The 18936-nt window shown below is 53.7% G+C and carries 14 protein-coding genes, 1 tRNA gene and 1 pseudogene; 14 read left to right on the forward strand and 2 right to left on the reverse strand.

The annotated features are described in order from the left end of the window. Positions 1-74: 74 nt before the first annotated feature. The 11 genes and pseudogenes from CBE74_RS13280 (at position 75) to CBE74_RS13330 (ending at position 14249) form a co-directional block, all read left to right on the forward strand. Positions 75-428, forward strand: coding sequence for a hypothetical protein (locus CBE74_RS13280; RefSeq protein ID WP_087453214.1), 354 nt, complete (start codon positions 75-77; stop codon positions 426-428). Between the two features lie 107 nt (positions 429-535). Then, a complete protein-coding gene (locus tag CBE74_RS13285; RefSeq protein ID WP_087454810.1) occupies positions 536-877 on the forward strand; it encodes a hypothetical protein in 342 nt (113 codons plus the stop codon). A 28-nt stretch (positions 878-905) separates the two neighbouring features. Further along, a pseudogene (locus tag CBE74_RS13290) lies at positions 906-6964 on the forward strand (phage tail tape measure protein). Positions 6965-7003: 39 nt separating this feature from the next. Continuing rightward, complete coding sequence (locus CBE74_RS13295; protein WP_259493878.1) at positions 7004-8659, forward strand: hypothetical protein; 1656 nt, start codon at positions 7004-7006, stop codon at positions 8657-8659. A gap of 76 nt (positions 8660-8735) precedes the next feature. Further along, entirely contained in the window at positions 8736-9776 is a 1041-nt protein-coding gene (locus CBE74_RS13300; RefSeq protein WP_193432999.1) for a hypothetical protein, read from the forward strand. A 5-nt stretch (positions 9777-9781) separates the two neighbouring features. Beyond that, positions 9782-11629: a glycine-rich domain-containing protein gene (locus tag CBE74_RS13305; RefSeq protein ID WP_087453215.1), complete on the forward strand. Its 1848-nt coding sequence runs from the start codon at positions 9782-9784 to the stop codon at positions 11627-11629. 5 nt (positions 11630-11634) lie between these two features. Next, positions 11635-12888: a C39 family peptidase gene (locus CBE74_RS13310; RefSeq protein WP_225871224.1), complete on the forward strand. Its 1254-nt coding sequence runs from the start codon at positions 11635-11637 to the stop codon at positions 12886-12888. Positions 12889-12923: 35 nt separating this feature from the next. Next, entirely contained in the window at positions 12924-13088 is a 165-nt protein-coding gene (locus tag CBE74_RS13315) for a hypothetical protein (RefSeq protein ID WP_166741455.1), read from the forward strand. 3 nt (positions 13089-13091) lie between these two features. Beyond that, positions 13092-13466 carry a hypothetical protein gene (locus CBE74_RS13320; RefSeq protein WP_087453216.1) on the forward strand — a complete coding sequence of 125 codons (375 nt, stop codon included), beginning with the start codon at positions 13092-13094 and terminating at the stop codon, positions 13464-13466. Beyond that, positions 13456-13920: a hypothetical protein gene (locus CBE74_RS13325; RefSeq protein ID WP_087453217.1), complete on the forward strand. Its 465-nt coding sequence runs from the start codon at positions 13456-13458 to the stop codon at positions 13918-13920. The genes CBE74_RS13320 and CBE74_RS13325 overlap by 11 nt, the downstream gene beginning before the upstream one ends. Next, entirely contained in the window at positions 13917-14249 is a 333-nt protein-coding gene (locus CBE74_RS13330; RefSeq protein ID WP_087453218.1) for a hypothetical protein, read from the forward strand. The genes CBE74_RS13325 and CBE74_RS13330 overlap by 4 nt, the downstream gene beginning before the upstream one ends. 59 nt (positions 14250-14308) lie before the next feature. Here CBE74_RS13330 and CBE74_RS13335 read toward each other — a convergent pair whose 3' ends face one another. After that, positions 14309-14863 (reverse strand): hypothetical protein, encoded by a 555-nt coding sequence (locus tag CBE74_RS13335; RefSeq protein ID WP_134316405.1) that lies wholly within the window; start codon positions 14861-14863, stop codon positions 14309-14311. A 465-nt stretch (positions 14864-15328) separates the two neighbouring features. Between CBE74_RS13335 and tox the strand changes: the two genes are divergently transcribed. From tox to CBE74_RS13350, 3 genes are all read left to right on the forward strand, one after another. Continuing rightward, a complete protein-coding gene (tox, locus tag CBE74_RS13340) occupies positions 15329-17011 on the forward strand; it encodes a diphtheria toxin (RefSeq protein ID WP_087453219.1) in 1683 nt (560 codons plus the stop codon). A gap of 16 nt (positions 17012-17027) precedes the next feature. After that, positions 17028-17138 (forward strand) — tRNA-Ser (locus tag CBE74_RS13345). 169 nt (positions 17139-17307) lie between these two features. Continuing rightward, positions 17308-17460 (forward strand): hypothetical protein, encoded by a 153-nt coding sequence (locus CBE74_RS13350; RefSeq protein WP_166741070.1) that lies wholly within the window; start codon positions 17308-17310, stop codon positions 17458-17460. A gap of 22 nt (positions 17461-17482) precedes the next feature. On the opposite strand, the gene pdxR is transcribed toward CBE74_RS13350, so the two are convergent. Then, a complete protein-coding gene (pdxR, locus tag CBE74_RS13355) occupies positions 17483-18868 on the reverse strand; it encodes a MocR-like pyridoxine biosynthesis transcription factor PdxR (protein WP_142778469.1) in 1386 nt (461 codons plus the stop codon). Positions 18869-18936 lie beyond the last annotated feature (68 nt).

An 18936-nucleotide genomic window follows, 5' to 3' on the forward strand; every position in this document is an offset into this window, starting at 1 on the left:
AAAAGCGGATCGCCTCTTCTTTGAAGAAAAGGATCCGCCCTTTTTTATTCCATCACCAAGAAGGGAAACCCCTTATGTCTGAAAAAATCGATATTTTTGAAAAAGCATGCTCCGTTGACGCCGGCGAGCCGCAAGAGATCACGCTTCGAGGAAATGATCTCACCATCCGCCGGAATTTCACCGCAGATGAAGTCCACAAGATCATCCGCCTATACGGCCCAGAAGTCGCCGAGCAGCCACTACAAAATGTCCTCCGTGAGCTCATCGACATAATTTCCATATCGGACGAGAAAGCGAAGGCAGCTTTCGTGGATGATTTGATGCAGCTTTCATTCCCGGAATTTCACAAAGTGCAGATCATGCTCACACAGATCGCAGGCATCCGTGGCGAAGATGGAAATTTTTTGACGGGGTCGAAAGACTCCTAACCTACCTAGAAGACCCACAAGAACACGCTCGCTGCCTAGTGGGCTTTCAGCGCTTTTACGGCATCGACTGGAGACAGCAGCGCCAAACCCGCTGGTGGGTCGACCTTATGATCTTGGTCGAAAAACTTGATGATTTCGAGTGGACAAAAACCGATGAGAACATCGCCCATCTCGTCGATCGTGAAGATTTTTGGCTGAATGCCGAGTATTCCTCGTGGATCACCGACGCTGATGATCCGGAGATTCAGAGTGCTCGTGAGCACCGCAAGCAATCCGGAATGAAACCCCCTCCCAAGCCTATCTTGTGGCCAATCGCGGAACGACCACAGCGCGCAGCAGCAAAGCTCTCAGTCCGTGTCCTGGGCCAATATCAGGAACATGAACAGGCACAGAAAAAGCGGCAGAAACGAAAGTCATTAAAGGCTTTCCGCGCAGCGCTTGGGCGGTAACACCTACACCTTGTGAAAGGGGCATGCTATGGCTGGCGGCAAAATTGATATTCTCGTCGAACCGGACGTCAAGGGCTTTGGTCCAAAGATGGAGGCAGGGCTGCGCCCTGCGCTCGGCGTTGCCGGCAAGCTCGGTGGCGCATTAGGGCTTGCTTTTGCAGGTGCTGGTATAGCAGGACTCGGCAAGGAAATCATCGACGTAGGCAATACCTACCGCACGGAGATGAATTCTTTGCAGGCGGTCACGCAGGCGTCCGGTGCGGCAATGGAAGCTGCTGATGCTGCGACGATTCAGTCTCAGGCACTGCAAGCTTTTGGGTTGAGTGCTGACTATGCGGCTACGGCTGCTGATGTGCTCTCAGGTGCTGCAAATGCGTCAAGCGCAGACATCACTGGTATTGCTCAAGGCCTGCAGCAAGCTGGCACGGTCTCGCACCAATTCGGCGTCTCGATGGAAGACACCGCGGCCACGCTGGCCATGTTCGCCAACGCTGGCATCCAGGGAAGCGATGCCGGCACGCTCATGAAGTCTGCGTTGCTCGCGCTGACGGACACCGGAAAGCCGGCACAAGCTGCAATCAAAGAACTTGGACTCACGGTCTATGACTCTCGCGGAAAATTCGTGGGCATGTCTGATCTGTTCGATCAGCTCAATATCGCTGCGGCACGGATGACCGATGAGCAATACCAGGCCGCTACGGCGACGCTTTTTGGAAGCGACGCGATGCGTCTTGCCGGTATTGCCGCTCAGCAGGGTTCGGAAGGGTTTAATCGTACCCGTAGTGCTGTCACTCGTGCAGGGCAAGCAGCAGAACTGGCTGCAGCGCAGACCCAAGGGCTACCTGGTGCTATTGAGATGGTGGGTAATGCCTGGGAGGAAACAGCCCTTGGTATTTACACCTCGGTGGAAGGGCCTCTTGCCAATGGGTTGAAAGGGCTTGCTGAAGGGATCACAGGCCTTGCCCCGTCCATTGCCGATGTGTCTGCAGCTGCCGTCGGGACCTTCGCCGATCTTGCAGGATCAGCAGCAGCCTTGGGCAATACTTTTTCCCAGCTGCCACCGGAGGTACAGCACCTTGGGTTCGCACTGGCTGGGCTAGCTATCGCTAAGCACACCGGGGCGCTTGGTGCGCTCTCGAAAAAAACGTTTGAGACGAAGCAAGGTTTCGCTGCCTTTGGTGACGAGATGCGCATTCAGAAGGCTTTAGCTGAAAAGCATGGGGTGACCCTTGGGCGCATGTCCTCTGCCATGGCAGTTATCGAAAGCCGGGTTCCAGCCATCGGCAAAATGGGGGACGCCTATCGCGGTGCATCCTCGAATTTGAAAGCTGTTGCAGCAGCACACTATGAGGCTGCTGCTGCTGCGAAAGCACAGTGGATTGCGGAAAAAGACCTCTTTATACGGCAGTTGATCGTTTGGGCGCGTCGATGGGGCATCAGGCTGCAGCTAGGGCGGCATCGTTTGCAGGGACCATGAAAGGCACAGTTGCCCTTGCGATCTCTGGTGTGAAATCAGCAGCCGGTGGCCTGATCAACATGCTTGGCGGCCCTTGGGGCGCGGCGATGCTTGCAGCTGGCTGGACAGTCGGCGAAGTTACCAACGAGCTAAGAAAAGCCCGCCAGCAGCACAAGCTGTTGGAGCAGGCTGCGACGAACACGAAGAAGGCCTATCGTGAGATGGCTCAGGCTTTCACCTCAGGTGATCTTCAAGGCGCTTTTTCTGTGATGAACTCCCAGATCGAGGGGTTTGTTACCCGCCAGGAAGAACTTGCAGCTACCAAGCCTGGCAAACTCGGGAAGCTTTTTTCTGCTGCATGGGGAGATTTTGCTGGCCTTTTTGACGGCAAGGCGTTCGCGGGATCAAAAAAGGTCATTGCAACAAGCAAGGTCGCTGAGCACGCTGAAAAAACAGCTGAGGCGTTCAAAAAAGTGGGTGCATCTGCTGATGAGATGACTCATGCGATAACCGGCAGTGATGAAAAATTTTCAGCGTTGATTGCTCGTTTTGACCACACCGATGAAGGCGGGCGGGCTGCTGTTGCCCAATTAACACGCCAACGCACCGAGTGGCAAAAAATCAGCGAGGAAACCAAAAAACTAGCTCCTGGTGCACTGGAGGTCTCTGAGGCGTTCGCCAAGATCGCTGATTCCTCTTCGTCTGCAACAGACAAAGTCAAAGCGCTCAACACCGTGCTTGATCACATGTTTGGGCAAGAGCAATCAAAAGATGATGCTGCAGCAGCTTTGGCAGAGCATATCGATAAAGTCAGTGAGGCTGCCGCCCAGGCGGTGAATAAAGCTGATGGTTTTGGTACATCACTGCTTAATGCCACAGGCAGTCTTGATCTGACCAAGAAGAACGCGCGAGGTGTGCGTCAGGAGCTCATCGGTTTTAGGGATGAGTTGGCTCAGGTTGTTGCCACGGGTGGGGATATGGCCCAGGCGTGGTCTCACACGCAAGGCGCCTTGGGTCAGCTGGCGGAAAAATATGGTTTAACCTCCCAGCAGGTGCAGGAGTTAGCCGCCTCCATGGGTCTTGTCCCCTCGACGATTGAAACGGCAATCAGTGTTAACGCTGATCCAGCGAAAGCTGATCTTGCCACTGTGTGGTCACACGCTGATACACTGCGCGACAAGTTTGGCCAGCCTGTGGAGCTCAAGGTTGCTGATGTTGAAAAAACCTCCAATGACCTCACCGCACTGGGCCTCAAAGTCGATGTGATTAACGCCCACACCGGGCAGATCAAGATCACTGCTGACACCGAGCAAGCACTGAACAACCTTGATATGGTGAGGTGATGCAGTCAACTGCCAAGGTTGATGATCTGCGCGCTGGGGTGACCATCAATATCCACGATACGAAGTTTCGTCTTGGTGTTCGTGACTGTGAGGTGTTGTTAAAGCAGCTTGATGGGGCTGATATCTCTGCTGAGGCTCGTTTGAATATTGAGCAGCTTCTAGCAGGCAAAGAGACCTCTCTTGCTGAGCTAGAGGCACTGTCTGCCCAGGTTGCTGACCCGAAAACCAAGCTTGTTTTGGATCAGTTGATCGCGGATAAGAAAACTGCGCTGGACAACCTTAATGAGGTGGCCAAGCAGAAAACCGAGCCGACGATCAGCGCGGATAACAAACCGTTGCAGGAATCTGTGAAAGAGTCCAAAAACTGGTTGGGCAGTATCAAAGACAAGGTAGTCACGATCCACGCAAAAAGAGTGATGTCGTGGCTTGGCGGCAACGCTGAGGGGGGTCTTGCTGGTTTCGCTACCGGTGGTAGGTTGCCTGTGTATGGTCCTGGGACGGATCGTGTTGACGGGATTTTGGGTGTCGGTTCCGATGGGATGCCTGTTGCACGTGTTGATGCTGGCGAATGGGTTATCAACCGCAAGTCCTCGGAGCGATACCACGATATTCTCGCCCAGATTAATGCTGGCACATACCCGGCATATGCTGCGGGCGGGTTGATTAAGTCTGCTGCTGAGATCAAAAAAGCCATCCAGTTTATGCATGGCACCCCGTACCTTATGGGTGGGTGGTCTCCGGCTGCGACGGATTGTTCCGGTGCTGTTTCTGGCACGATCAATGTTGCGTTGGGTGCACCGTTTTTTGATTCCCGTATGTCCACGGTCACGGAAGGCACCTGGCTTGATGCTCGTGGTGCTTTGCCTGGCCGTGGTAGCACTGGTGATATCAGTGTCGGTTGGTGGGATTAAGGCGGTGGTGCTAATGGGCACACGGCCATGTCATTGCAGGATGGCACGTTTATCGAGTCCGGCGGTAACACTGGTAGCGGTTTCACCATTGGTGGCAAGGCCGGCCCGTTGGATGGTCGTGGGTTTACCCAGTGGCGGCATTTCCCAGGTGGTGGTGAGGTTAGTAGCCAAGCCCGCCGAGAATCAGAGCGCGATAGTTCTACTGGTGCAAGCCATCGAGGTGATGCACACTTCGGAACCGCTACTGAGCTTCATGACATCGCCAAGCGTCACGTGGGGCTATATGACCAGGGTGGCTTCCTCCCGCATGGTGGGTTGGCGATGAATCTTTCAGGCCGGCCTGAACCGGTGCTTACCGCAGATCAGTGGAACAAGATCGGCAAGCTTGTTGACGCGATGAATACGGTTGTCCATCAACTCCACACAGGCACTGGCCCTGCTGCTTTCCTTTCCCATGCCCAGATCGTTATCGATGCTGAGAAAGGGTTGGAACAAACTCGGAAAAATATTGCAGCTGAAACCGCTGAGCTTCAACGCAAAGAGGAAGCCGCAGCCCAGGCACGTCAAGGGCTGTCTAAGGCCGAGCGTGATGCAACCTACCGGATTGCTGACCGTGAAGCGGCCCTCACAAAAGCCCGCAAGGGCGATAAAAAGGGCCGCGTGAACGCTGAGGCGGTTGCTAAAGCTGAGCGTGACCTGGCGAAAGCTCGTGAAGATGCACCGGATAAAGCGAAAGCTGCGGCGGATAAAATCAGCGCACTTGATGTTGAGATTAATGAGCTGCGAGAAAAATCTGCCACTGTAGCCAAGCGGCTTGAGGCCGCTGAGCGCACGGTTGTCGCAGCACGTTTGAAGGCGGCATCAGAGATGGCGTTGGGTGTTGGCGAGGCCTTGCAGGCTGGCCTTGGGCATGTCCAGTCGTATTTTTCTGCAATGGGTGATCTCGCCGAGATGGTAGGGTAGATAACACCCGCCAGGAGATCGCAAAGCTTTCCTCCCAGCAGATCACCAACCGTCTGCAGCTGTGGAAATCGTTGCACGATGTCCAGGTGAAAGAATGGGATGTACATAAAGCCCGTGTTGCAGGTGCTGTGTCTGTGGCCCAGGCTGAAGCAGCGCTGGAGAAAGCACGCCTACAGCAGGCCAAGAGCTGGGGGCGACCTCGATTGAGGCGATGCGCGGTGCGATGGATAGGTTCAGACGCACCGGTATTTTCTCTATCGAGCAGGTTACGTCATCTGTGGTGGAAAATTCCGCTGCGGTGCGTGCAGCCCACTGGCAGGTAGAAGCAGCGAAAACCCAGGCTGAGATTAACCACCTGGAAGCAACCCATGCCCAGGCGGCAGCACAGCTACAGGTAGCCGAGGCGACCCTTGCCCAGAATGCTGCTGCTGAAATGCTCAGGCTGAACACGGCAGCACTAACAGAGCACGCGAAAAACCTTTACGGCCTGACCGCAAATCAGGCACGTGGTGCAGCTGCAGGCTTTGGCGGCATCGGGAAAATCACCGGCGGTCTTGGCAAGATTTTAGGTGGTTTGTTAAGCGCTGCTGCAGGGTTTGCTGTTGGTGGCCCAGTCGGTGCTCTTGCTGGTGCTGGGATGGCTTTAGGTGGGATCACTGATCTTGTTCGTGGTGGTGTGGATGTTCACAACAACCGCAAAGAGATCAAGGACGGCTGGAAGGGTCTATCACACGGTGGTAAAGCCGGGCTGATCCTTGGTGGTCTTGGTGGCGCAGGCCTTGCCATTGGCGGTGGTGCATTAGCTCACCAGTTTGGGCCGGAGGCTGCTCAAGGTGGTGCGCGTCTTGCTCAGCAGTGGATGGATGCCACGATTGGGTCGATGGCCTATGACGTGGAGTCCAAGATTGCTGCGATGAAGCGCCGTCATGAGGATCAGCGCAGTGCGTTGACCTCTGCAACGGATGTGGAAAAGCTCAAACTTGATGCTCAGAGGTTTGCTCAGCAGTCACAGCACGCAGCCCAGGTGGAGGCGTTAAAAGCGAAGCTTGAGTATGAAACATTACACAAGCAGCTTGCCGAGGCTTCCACAAAGAAGGAAGCAGAAGCTTTGGCTAGGGCTGCTGAGGTGGCAGCGCAGCGTCGTGAAGCGATGCTTGTTTTGTCCCAGCGTCACGTCGCCCAGCAGGTGGAGATGAATCGGCAGCTGGCGTTGATTGTGGAAGCCCAGCGCACAGCAGTCGCAAAAGCTGGGATCAGCCTTAAACCGGTGCAGTTTGTTTTGCCAGAAGGTGAGGCATTTACCCGGGGACAAACACAGGCGATCCTCGATGAGGTCCGTAGTGAATATGAGCGGCGTATCGCGGCGTTAACCCAGGTTGATGCGAATCGTTTTGTTGATTCCAAGATTAGATAGGAGGGAAACCCTGTGGATGGGATGACCAAAATCTCGTATATGACCCCACATGGGAAGGCCATTGATCTTTCCGCCAGTGATTGGGATACGGGCTTGCGCTACGGCGGGCTTTCTGGGTTGAAAGCCAAGGCGGATACCACCACAATCCAGGCAATTGGACAACCAGGCCAGGTGGTGGAATCGGTGCGTTTCCCTGCGATGGAGGGCACACTCACCGTGGCTCTTTCAGGAAAAGGCGGCCCCGTTGATCAAGTGTATCGGCGGTTGTGTGCGGCGTTTTCCCACACACTGCCTGGAACCTTGCGCATTCACACCCCGTGCCATGGGATGGTGTCTGCACAGGTGCGACTTGCTGGGTTTATCACCCCTCCCAAAGCAGATTTAGATTTACTGGGGGAGGAGACTGTTGATGCTGTGGAGATCCCCTTGATCTGTGACCAAGGTGTGTGGTGGACCCAGCAGGTCACAGGTGTTGGGGCAGTCGATGTCATCAATGATGGGGAGATTGCCGTGGCTATTCACATCCGGTGGAAAGACAAGGGGGGTAAGGTCACATTGCCATCAGGTGCGATGTTTGATCTTCCGCCTGCAAGTGACTGGCGAACGCTCATCCTTGACCCGGAGGAATCCTGCGTTGTTCTTGATGATGATGATGGGCAGCCTGATTATGGTCTGTGGCCATCAAAAATCAGTGTGGTCCCGGAGCTAGTTCCGCCGAACCAAAAGCGACGATTCATCCTCCCAGCAGGTGCTTGCGCCATGTGGAGGATCGCACTGACAGACCCCTGGGAGGTGATCTACGTGGGTTTTGATTGGGGAAATCACAAAAAACACCGCGATCACCTGATCGCAGATCAAGGCCAATGGCTGGGGCTGCTTGATGAAAATGCAACCCCCATGATGGATTTACCTCCGATTGTGGAGATGTCACTACCTGAAGCAACGAACGATCCTGCTTCTGGGATGGTGAAACTTCGTGTGCAATCAGCTCGCGGTGTTGTTCACCCGGTGATTTCTGAGCTTGTCGCCGATGGTCTTGGGAAAACCGATGAGGTGGGCAAATTGGTGCCTTTGTCAGGGCCGACCCGGTTTTTTGCGATTGAGCGTGCAGGCCACAGGCGGGTGTTTCGTGTGGAGTTCGTGGTTGCCGAAGGTGGTGCTGCAGCTCCTGTTAAACTGACGATCCATGGCACGGACATGTCAAAGATGCTGGCACGGTTTCCTGCCATGTCTGCCCCGACAACATGGGCAGGTAAGTGGGCGACGTTCACCAGGGATTGGGCCGGCCCAGATAATGTCGGTGTTCGTTTTGAGAAGCCCCGGGATCTGCATGACATCAAACTTGCCACCGTAGCAGATGGAGTAACCGTGGAAGGCCCTGCGGATCAGGTGATCAGGAGGGTTATTGCCGAGTCTCTTGCGGCTGTGTGGCGCGCGATAGGCCAGCAAGGGCTTATTGATGATCCTCCTGTCCAAGTGGCCCCTGCCACTGTTGGCCATGTGTCGCCGCATGTGTTGATCCGCCCGACGGATGGGTCGATCTGGGAAGAGTTGGCTCCGGTGGCTGCTGCTGGTGTGATGATTTCTGCATCGATGTGGTGGCCAACTGACCCTGCCATCCCGGGGTTGACTCTCACACGCCCAACGGTTGTGGTGCGTGTTGACCAGCGTGAGAAGGCGGTGAGCAATGTCTAGGCCGTTGTTAATAGCCGACGGTGGGACGATGACTGTTGGGCGTTGCTAAGCAACATTTGTTTATGGGGCGTTCGATGTGCGCTTGCCGGAAGGAAAAGAGCAGGTCGAAGGTGAAAAACGCCTGCAGGATGGTTATATTTATCGTCCTGATGCCTCGATGTTGGGCCGTTTTGATGTCTCTTTTGTTAGGGCTGATGCCACTGTTGACGTGGGTGCGCAGACGTCTGATTTGGAAACCCAGATTGAGGCCGCACAGCGGCGCACGGAGGGTGATGTTTTCTTCGAGTGCGATATCAGCGGGCGAGGCGTTGGCAGGTATCGCCCAGGTGTTGATATCAAGCGTGGGGATGTTGTTGATGTTTTGATCTGGGGGAAAACGCTGCGACTTCCTGTGACTCGGTGGGAGATGGTCTCAAATGAGGCCGTGCCTCTTGGCTGGTCATACCATGTTGGCGGGGCGATGATTGAAGACGCCGAAGCGCTAAGAAGTCATAATGACCAGCTTCTGCAGCAGATCGCGCAGGAGAAGCGTCAGCGTCTTAAGGATGTGTCTCAGGTTTCTCGTGTTGCTCACGAGGCGAAGTCAGACGCCAGGGTTGCTGATGGGAAGGCTGAAGCCGCAGACGAAAAAGCTGGGGAGGCCCAGAAGACTGCTGAGTTGTCGATAGAGAAGTGGCGTGAGCAAAAAGACGCAACTGACGCGCTGCAATCTGCTCAGATTGAGGCGAACGCGAAAGCTAATGACGACCAGCAACGCGCGATTGAGGCGAACTCAATAGCCCTTACCTGTGCCCCACGGTTTTTGCACATCGATGATGGTAAGCCGGGGTTTTATGGCAGTTCTTCAGGGAAGCTTTCTACAGGGGATGAATTCGGAAGCCTGGAATTTCGGGGAACGACGTTCACAAAAAATTCTGGCGCGGCTTTCATTTCCAAAGCTGGATGGAAGGGGTCCATTCTGATGATCTGTGTTGCGACGAACGGTGCGACTGACATCACTGCTATGGAGATTACGCAAGCCGGCCAAGTTCACGAGATGCATGCTGGTTGCTCCTACCAGGCGTATAGGTCTGCAACCGTTGTTGTTTTGCCGGTTTTTAGCGAAGGAAAGAGATAAAAAGTATGCCTGTTATTCAGGGAAAATTGTCCACGGTCACCAAGCAGCCTTCTGGTATTCGGGAGGTGTGGCTGCGTCCTGCTGCCACCCGCCCTGGGGGTGGTGGGTTGATTGTGGATGAGCCAGTGCGTATCACTGTGGATGAGCGTGGTGAGTTCAGTGTTGATGTAGCAGTGGGTGCTGCGGTGTTGGTGTTAATCGGGGCTGATTTCACAGCTCGTGAGTCTATCCCGATGCTGGTGCATGAGGGCACGGCCACGCTGCGTCAGGCTGTGGAGGATGCGAAGGATTTTACCCCGGAAGTGGCAGATAAGCTGGCTGAGCTGGCTGATCAGGTGGCTCGTGGTGTGAAGACTGCTGGCGAGGCTGCTACGGCTGCTGCTACTGATCGTGAGAAAGCGGAAAAGTCCGCCACCGCCGCTAAAGAGTCGGCGTCTGTGGCCAGTCAGAAGGAGTCGGCGGCATCGTCAGCGTGGCAGCAGTTGAAGGATCGGCTTGCTCAGTGGGAGCCACGCGTCCAGCAGCTAGATGCGTGGCAGCCGCAGTATGAGTGGCTGAAAGACAACGCTGAGAGGTCTTTTTCGGTGGTGCAAGAAAAGATCACCCAAGCCACACAGCAGGTTATCTCGCAGGTCAAAGGTGATGCAGAAGCTGTGAAGCGGGATGCTGCAACAGCGGGGCAGCATTCGCTGAAAGCGCAAGCAGCGGCAAATACCGCGGAGTCGGTGACGAACCGCGTTGTTGAATCAGCGATTAATAAGCTTCTTGATGGTGCGTCGCAAGCTTATGACACGCTGAAAGAAGTAGCGGATGAGTTGGTGTCTCAGAAGAGTGCTGCGGCTGTATTGATGAAGCAGCTTTCTGAGAAAGCGTCTGTGACTGAGCTTTCGGCACTGCGTCAAAAAGTTGAGTCCCTTGCGATTTCTGGTGTGTCTGGTTTGTCGCAGGCGTTGGCTGGTAAGGCGAACACGAGCCATACGCACAGAACTTCCGAGATCACAGGGCTAGGTGGTGAGATAAATGAGCTTAAAAGCTCCCTGAGCCAAAAGGTTGATCGAGATGACGTTGTCGGGGTTGTTGAAAAATCTCGGAAGGTTGAGCAAGCCTGGGATTATGCGCGCCGCGCGTTGGCAGGAATACTGATATGCGTGTTGTTGATGCTGCCCCTGAATATCCTGCGCCTAACGTGTGGTATTTCGTCAGGGAGTCATAAAGTGATTTTTGTTGGTGGGAAAGCAATCAAAAGCATTACTGTCGGTGCGGTCCAGGTTCAGGAGGTGTATCGCGGTGGGGTGTTGGTGTGGAGGAATTCACGCCATCCAGAGGTTCGCGAGTTTAGGCAGCCTGGGCACTACGTGATTTTCTCTCCCTCGTGGGCGAAGTTTATGGATTTTGTTCTCATCGCCGGCGGTGGTGGTGGGGCGTGTGGTGATAATTCTTGGGGGCGCTTAGGCAATGGCGGAGGCGCTGGGCAGGTCACAAGTGGCACCCAACCCTTGCTAGGCAGAGTTCAATTCAAAGTTACAGTCGGTGCTGGAGGGGGTGGCGGGCTATCCTGGGATGATAGAAATGGGCGTGCCGGAGGTGAAAGCTCTGTCAATGGGGGTGGCATTACCGGAACTGCTGTTGGAGGCGGAGGCGGCAGTGGATTTGGAGGTGCTGCAGCCGGTGTACGTGAGCAGGTCAAGGTTGATGGTTTTTATGCACCTGCTGGCTCTCCTGCTGGTGTCGATACCCCTGGCATGACCCCCGGGGATGGTGGTGGTGGGGGCACCGGAGGCATTTTGGGGAAGTTTAATCCAGGGCAGTCCGGCGCGGATGGGCTGGCGTGGATACGTTTCCGCAGGAGTTAACCAAGATGGCAGGCACCCTCATCGGGTGCATTTTTTATGCCCAAAAGGAGGGAACGTTGGATGCTCAAACACTTGCTGAAGTAATGGGCGGTAGTGCGGATTACGCCCGCTTTGCAGCCCCTTTCACAGAAGCGATGGATGCTGCAGGGTGTACTACGGTGCGCCGCGCGGCGATGTTTTGCGCGCAGATCGGGCATGAATCCGCAGGTCTGCGCTATATGGAGGAGATAGCTAGCGGTGATGCCTACGAAGGTCGGTCGGACCTGGGGAATATCCACCCTGGTGACGGCAGGCGTTTTAAGGGCTCAGGCCCGATACAGCTGACAGGCCGGAATAATTTCCGCGCGTTCACCAGGTGGGTGCAATCACGGGGACTGACAACACTTGATTTTGAGCAGCACCCGGAGTTGGTGCGTCAAGACCCCCGTTGGGGGTTTCTTGCTGCTACGTGGTATTGGACTGTGGCCCGCCCCGAGATCAATGACTTGTGTGATGCGGAGGATATCGAGGGGGTCACTCGTGCGATTAATGGCGGGCTGAATGGGTTCCAAGATCGAAAAGAAAGGTATGAGCGCGCCCTAGGCATCGGGCAGCGCTTGCTTGGTGGAGGCCAGGCAGAAAGGAAAGTGATGGAAAAAGTTCTTGATTACCCACGGGATCAAGTAACCCAAGACACTTTTTATAACTGTGGCCCGGCGTCCTGTCAGACCGTGATTAGGTCTGCGACAGGGGGCTTGGTGTCAGAAAGCGTTTTGGGGAAAGACCTTCGGACGACGACTAATGGCACTGATTATATTGGGCAATTCCCGGCGGTGTTGAACGCGAATGTTCCTGGTGGGGAGTACCGGCACCGTGATGTTGGGGCTTATCCGGATTACCGGTTGAAAGATGTGATCTGGGATGAGATCACTAATAGCATTCGTGCAGGTCATGGGGTGGTGGCCAATATTGTGGCCCCGCCAAGCAATTATCCGCGTGCTGTTGCCCCGTCAACGATGTCACCGCGTTATGGCGGTGGGGTGGTGTATCACTACATCGCAGTGATGGGGTACTCGGATGAAGGCATGCGCAAGCTGTGGATCGCTGATTCTGGGTTCTACCCTTATGGCTATTGGATTGGGTTTGACCAGTTCTGCACGCTGATTGTGCCCAAAGGCTATGCGTATTCCACGGCGGCTCAGAAAACACATGAGAGGAAGGAGGCCCCTGTGGGGGCTTTAACGGAAAAGTATTTAAGGATTTCATCACTGGGTTTTTAACCCCGGTTGTTGATGCGGTATTCCGCATAGAAACCATGGTGAAAGATATTCACACCCAGCTTCGTGGCCCTGAGTTGAAGGGATGGCCGCAACTGGGGCGTAACATCCACGGCGATAATTTAACCCCGGTTGATGGGATTGCTGCTTTGCGTGCCGATGTTGCCAAGATTTTGAGCCTTATGGACAAGGAAGGGAAATAATTCATGAATACACTAAATCCTGCTGGTTGGGTACGGCTTGTGATGTATGTTTTATCCGCGCTTGTGGGTGTGGCAGCAGTTGTGGCCACCACCTTGGGCTATGAGCAGATAGCGTCCCTTTTGGGCGTTGTTGCTGGTGCAGGAGCAGCCGTGACCGGTGGTACGGCAGTGGTGAATCTACCGAAAGCACCTGATCAACAAACCGCAGGTCTTGATCTGGCAGCGTTGTTGCCTGCGGTGTTAAGTATTGCTGATGCAGCAAAGGTGTATAGCAAGGCTGTATCGTATGAGCCACGCCATAGCAGTGGGGAGCCTGCGGGTTTGCCGATATACTCAGGCCAGAGTACCGCTGAGGTGGGTGTAGCCCATGCCGATTGAGCGACTGCCTGCAAAAATGAGACCTGTAGCCCGCCGTGTGCGGGCTTTTGTGATGACTGATTCCACCGCGTTGCTGATTTTGGCTGTGGTGCAAATCGCCGTGGGAGCCTATTATGTGCCCGGGATTTTGGGTGATCCTTTGCAGTGGCAGCGTCCTAGTGAGTTGGTGATGCCACTTATGATATGGGCGTGGGTGCACATCATCGTGGGTGTGGTGGGTGTGGTTGCTGCGATCATACGGAAATGGCATCTGGATACGGTGGTGTTAGCGGTGTCTACGGCGTTGAATTTGTCGTGGGCATCAAGTCTTATGGTGGCATCCATTGAGACTGGTGAGGCTGTGTTATGGCTGGTAGCTGTGCTTATTTTCGCGTTGACGGTGTCGTTGATGTGGGCTGTGTGGCGTGGGAAGCGTGGGGATATTCCGTTCGTTAAAGAAGGGGGGAAGCAGTGAGCGTTGTAGCTGCGATACTGAGCGGCATCGGCGCCCTTATAACCGCACTGGGTGGTGTGTGGATCGGTGTGGTAAAAGCCCGGTCGGATACGCAGGCTGTGAAAGGCTCACGCATGGACGCGTGGAGGCACGCATTGATAATGCAGGCCGATTTAGACGATGAGCGGGCTAAGCGGCGTGGTGTGGAGGTGGATAATCACCGGCTGCGTATGGCATTGGTAACGGCGGTGAAGCATTTAGAGCAGTTGATCCGGTGGGCTGGTGGTGCGAAGCCACCTAGGACTGATGATATTGATTTAGATGAGATTAAAGGCTTGTTGAAGGCGTAAAAAATTTAGTCCCCTTTGGTTTAGGTGATACACCTAGGCTGAAGGGGACTATCTTTGTTTTACTTATCTTCTGAAGGCCCTTTATTGGAGGCGAAAACACTGGCCAGTGCGATCAGGTCAAACGCGGCGATAAGGGTGGCGCTGATAGCATGCCCACGGAATGCAAGGAAAGCGCAAAAGGTAAGAACCGCGATGATCGCAATAAGCCCAAACCGCTGGCCTCTTTTGGCGATTGAGCTTGGCTCGGTATATGGGAGCGTCCTCGCCTTATAATCGGCATCAACCTGCTTATTGATGGCTTTTACATATGCCCGGTAAAGCTCGGGGGTGTCCTGTTTCATACGGGTCATCTCATCCAGATCGGGCGTGAGCAGTGGTAGATGCAGGTGATTTTCCTGCAGGTACGCGGTTACCTGCGCGAGGAGGATGGGGTTGTCTCTGAGTTCATCTGCGCTGAAGCTCGGAGGAATTGGCTGTTGAGGTTGGTACGTGGGGCTGGTGGGGGTAGGAGTTTTTGGGCTTGTTGGTAGGTGCTCTTGCCCCTCAGGTCCATGATGCTGCCGATCCCCATGAGAAGTGCCCGGCGTTTGATGCTGATTATCGTCATGATTCATTACCTTTGCCGTTTCTATTCTTTAATGCATGTGGGTGACCACGGTGCCCATAATGTAAGGCACGCAGGCCGTTTGAGTCAATGCGTTAGTGTTGATTTAGGTGAGATCAAAGGCTTGTTAAAAGCATAAAAAATTTAGTCCCCTTTGGTTTAGGTGTATCACCTAGGCCAAGGGGGCCATTTTTGTGTGTGGCACACCTGATCCGGGTCCGGTCTACGCTGGGGGTAACCGGCGTTGCGTATCCAGTGGCTACACTCAGGTTGTAATGATTGGGATGATGTCCCTGATCTGAGAGCGATTAAAAAACTCATTGAGGAATAAGTCCCGATTGGTTTTTGCTAGTGAAGCTTAGCTAGCTTTCCCCATGTAACCAATCTATCAAAAAATGTTATTGATTTCGGACCACCCCTATAATTAGGATAGGTTTATCTAATTATTTTATGAGTCCTGGTAAGGGGATACGTTGTGAACAGAAAACTGTTTGCGTCAATCTTAATAGGGGCGCTGCTGGGGATAGGGACCCCACTTTCAGCTCATGCAAGCGCTGATGATGTTGTTGATTCTTCTAAATCTTTTGTGATGGAAAACTTTTCTTCGTACCACGGGACTAAACCTGGGTATGTAGATTCCATTCAAAAAGGTATACAAAAGCCAAAATCTGGTACGCAAGGAAATTATGACGATGATTGGAAAGGGTTTTATAGTACCGACAATAAATACGACGCTGCGGGATACTCTGTAGATAATGAAAACCCGCTCTCTGGAAAAGCTGGAGGCGTGGTCAAAGTGACGTATCCAGGACTGACGAAGATTCTCGCGCTAAAAGTGGATAATGCCGAAACTATTAAGAAAGAGTTAGGTCTAAGTCTCACTGAACCACTGATGGAGCAAGTCGGATCGGAAGAGTTTATCAAAAGGTTTGGTGATGGTGCTTCACGTGTAGTACTCAGCCTTCCCTTTGCTGAGGGGAGTTCTAGCGTTGAATATATTAATAACTGGGAACAGGCGAAAGCGTTAAGCGTAGAACTTGAGATTAATTTTGAAACCCGTGGAAAACGTGGCCAAGATGCGATGTATGAGTATATGGCTCAATCGTGTGCGGGAAATCGTGTCAGGCGATCAGTAGGTAATTCATCGTCATGCATAAATCTTGATTGGGATGCTATAAGGGATAAAACTAAGACAAAGATAGAGTCTTTAAAAGAGCATGGTCCTATCAAAAATAAAATGAGCGAAAGTCCCAATAAAGCGGTATCTGAGGAAAAAGCTAAACAATATCTAGAAGAATTTCATCAAACGGCATTAGAACATCCTGAATTGTCAGAACTTAAAACCGTTACTGGGACCAATTCTGTATTCGCTGGGGCTAACTATGCGGCGTGGGCAGTAAACGTTGCGCAAGTTATCGATAGCGAAACAGCTGATAATTTGGAAAAGACAACTGCTGCTCTTTCGATACTTCCTGGTATCGGTAGCGTAATGGGTATTGCGGACGGTGCCGTTCACCACAATACTGAAGAGATAGTGGCACAATCAATAGCTTTATCGTCTTTAATGGTTGCTCAAGCTATACCATTGGTAGGAGAGCTAGTTGATATTGGTTTCGCTGCATATAATTTTGTAGAGAGTATTATCAATTTATTTCAAGTAGTTCATAATTCGTATAATCGTCCCGCGTATTCTCCGGGGCATAAAACGCAACCATTTCTTCATGACGGGTATGCTGTCAGTTGGAACACTGTTGAAGATTCGATAATCCAAACTGGTTTTCAAGGGGAGAGTGGGCACGACATAAAAATTACTGCTGAAAATACCCCGCTTCCAATCGCGGGTGTCCTACTACCGACTATTCCTGGAAAGCTGGACGTTAATAAGTCCAAGACTCATATTTCCGTAAATGGTCGGAAAATAAGGATGCGATGCAGAGCTATAGACGGTGATGTAACCTTTTGTCGCCCTAAATCTCCTGTTTATGTTGGTAATGGTGTGCATGCGAATCTTCACGTGGCATTTCATAGAAGCAGCTCGGAGAAAATTCATTCTAATGAAATTTCGTCGGATTCCATAGGCGTTCTTGGATACCAGAAAATAGTAGATCACACCAAGGTTAATTCTAAGCTATCGCTATTTTTTGAAATCAAAAGCTGAAAGGTAGTGGGGTCGTGTGCCGGTAAGCCGAACGGTTCCGGAATGGCGCTATAGTATGCACAGTTAGAGCAGAATTCTTATCTGACTACGGATCAGAAGGTTGGGGGTTCGAATCCCTCCGGGCGCACGGTTAAAACCCCGGCTCACAGTATGTATGGGCTGGGGTTTCTTTGTGTCGCGATTAATGAGACATTGGGATGTGGTGATGTTCTGACTCGACCGATGAAGTGGAGATGCAGCATGCTCAATACGTTTTCCGAAAGCTTCCCAAAGCCATATTTTTCTCGTTGATTTCAGTGATCGTTTCGAACTGGCCTCCGAAAGAAATATTTTCTAGCGGGGAGCGAGTATTAGCTGTAGCCATGATATTTGTGGCATCCACGATTGTGCTGGCGGCGTTGTTTGCAGCTGTAGAGTCGCTGCTGAAGAAAAATAAGCAGACCACTTAGGCTCGCGAGACTGCCACTTTATCTACGCCACAACTGCAGCTAGTGCATCGAGGGCTTTTATCAGAGTCTGATCGTCATGGGATCCGAAGCCAAAGACGACGCCATTGTCGCCGGCGGCAGTGCTTTCATCGGTTCCTCCCCAATAGCTGGAGAGGCCAACGATATGAATGCCACGGTCAGCGCAATCCGCTATGACCTCTGCCTCGGGGCGCTGGCAGGAGAGAACCGCATGGAGGCCACCATCAATGGGGCGTAATTCTGCGGAGTTGAGGTGGCCAAGTTTTGCGGACACCATTTCGCGTCGGCGCCGGTAGATGCGTCTAAGTCGTTGGGTGCGGCGTCGTAACGCTCCTGTGGCAAGGTAACGCGCAATCGCATCCTGGGTAATCGCGCTCACTGGCTGACCGAGCGCGGCACGTAAGTCGCGCAAAGTGTTCGCGATATGAGGTGGGGCGACCAGATAGCCGGTGGCCACCTGCGGGGCGATGACCGAGGAAAATGTGCCCAAAAGGACAGCGCGCTCGGGGTTGATGGCAGTGAGCGCTGGCAGAGGCATGCCGACGTATCGAAGCTCGGAATCAAAATCGTCTTCGATGATAAGGGAATCCGTGTCGCTGGCCCACGCGGAGAGCGCTGTGCGTCGTGCCGCAGAGAGCGAGCCGCCATGGGGGTACTGGTGACTCGGGGTAACCAGCACCGCGTCGAGGCCATCGTGGAGGGAGTCGGGGTTGAGCCCCTCGGTGTCGGTGGGAAGGTCGCTTGTATGGTGCCCCAGCGCATGGGGGATGCGCCGGAGGCTGGGATATCCGGGTGATTCCACACCGATAGTCAGGCGGCGCTGGGAAGACGTGAGCAGAAGACTGAGTCCCTCGCGAGCCCCGGCCGTGACCACAATCTGCTCGGGATCTGCGATGAGGCCGCGCATATGGCGCAGGTGTTCGGCGATTTCCATGCGGAGCTGGGGAAGTCCAAGGGGGTCAGTTACCGCCGGCGGAGTTGAGCATGCGGCACGCCAGGCGGCGCGCCAGGAGGAATCGGCAAGCGTGGCAGTGTCGGGGATGCCGGGTTCCAGATTGAGAAGCGGAGGAGGGGAGGGGTGCCTGGGGGTGTGACTGATTGGGGGTGGTGGGGATTGTAAGGCCGTGAGCTGAGGGTTAATCGTGGTTCCTGATCCATGCGACGCAAGGAGGTATCCCTCGGCGGTGAGTTGTTCGTAGGCGGCCACGACTGTTCCCCGGGAGACCCCTAGCTGGGCGGCCAGCGTGCGTGAGCTGGGAATATGGTCACCGGGCGCGATGATTCTTTGGGACACCAAAGAGCGGATATGCGAGGTGATTTGAACTGGGAGCGGTTGCGATGACGACGGGTCCACGGCGATAGAGACCTGGGTGACTAATTCGGATCGCATGTGCTTATTTTCTTCCGAAAAGTGGTCTAGTGCAACATGTATTATTTGGATCTAGCAGTAGACCACTT

Source organism: Corynebacterium silvaticum (assembly GCF_002162115.2).
Classification (GTDB): Bacteria; Actinomycetota; Actinomycetes; order Mycobacteriales; family Mycobacteriaceae; genus Corynebacterium; species Corynebacterium silvaticum.

What these genes read in the sequence shown, in the direction of transcription:
- CBE74_RS13285 (WP_087454810.1), top strand. Translation starts at nt 536, where the DNA reads ATGATCTTGGTCGAAAAACTTGATGATTTCGAGTGGACAAAAACCGAT.
- CBE74_RS13335 (WP_134316405.1), bottom strand. Translation starts at nt 14,863, where the DNA reads ATGAATCATGACGATAATCAGCATCAAACGCCGGGCACTTCTCATGGG.
- CBE74_RS13320 (WP_087453216.1), top strand. Translation starts at nt 13,092, where the DNA reads ATGAATACACTAAATCCTGCTGGTTGGGTACGGCTTGTGATGTATGTT.
- CBE74_RS13305 (WP_087453215.1), top strand. Translation starts at nt 9,782, where the DNA reads ATGCCTGTTATTCAGGGAAAATTGTCCACGGTCACCAAGCAGCCTTCT.
- CBE74_RS13315 (WP_166741455.1), top strand. Translation starts at nt 12,924, where the DNA reads ATGGTGAAAGATATTCACACCCAGCTTCGTGGCCCTGAGTTGAAGGGA.
- CBE74_RS13325 (WP_087453217.1), top strand. Translation starts at nt 13,456, where the DNA reads ATGCCGATTGAGCGACTGCCTGCAAAAATGAGACCTGTAGCCCGCCGT.
- CBE74_RS13280 (WP_087453214.1), top strand. Translation starts at nt 75, where the DNA reads ATGTCTGAAAAAATCGATATTTTTGAAAAAGCATGCTCCGTTGACGCC.
- pdxR (WP_142778469.1), bottom strand. Translation starts at nt 18,868, where the DNA reads ATGCGATCCGAATTAGTCACCCAGGTCTCTATCGCCGTGGACCCGTCG.
- CBE74_RS13310 (WP_225871224.1), top strand. Translation starts at nt 11,635, where the DNA reads ATGGCAGGCACCCTCATCGGGTGCATTTTTTATGCCCAAAAGGAGGGA.
- CBE74_RS13295 (WP_259493878.1), top strand. Translation starts at nt 7,004, where the DNA reads ATGACCCCACATGGGAAGGCCATTGATCTTTCCGCCAGTGATTGGGAT.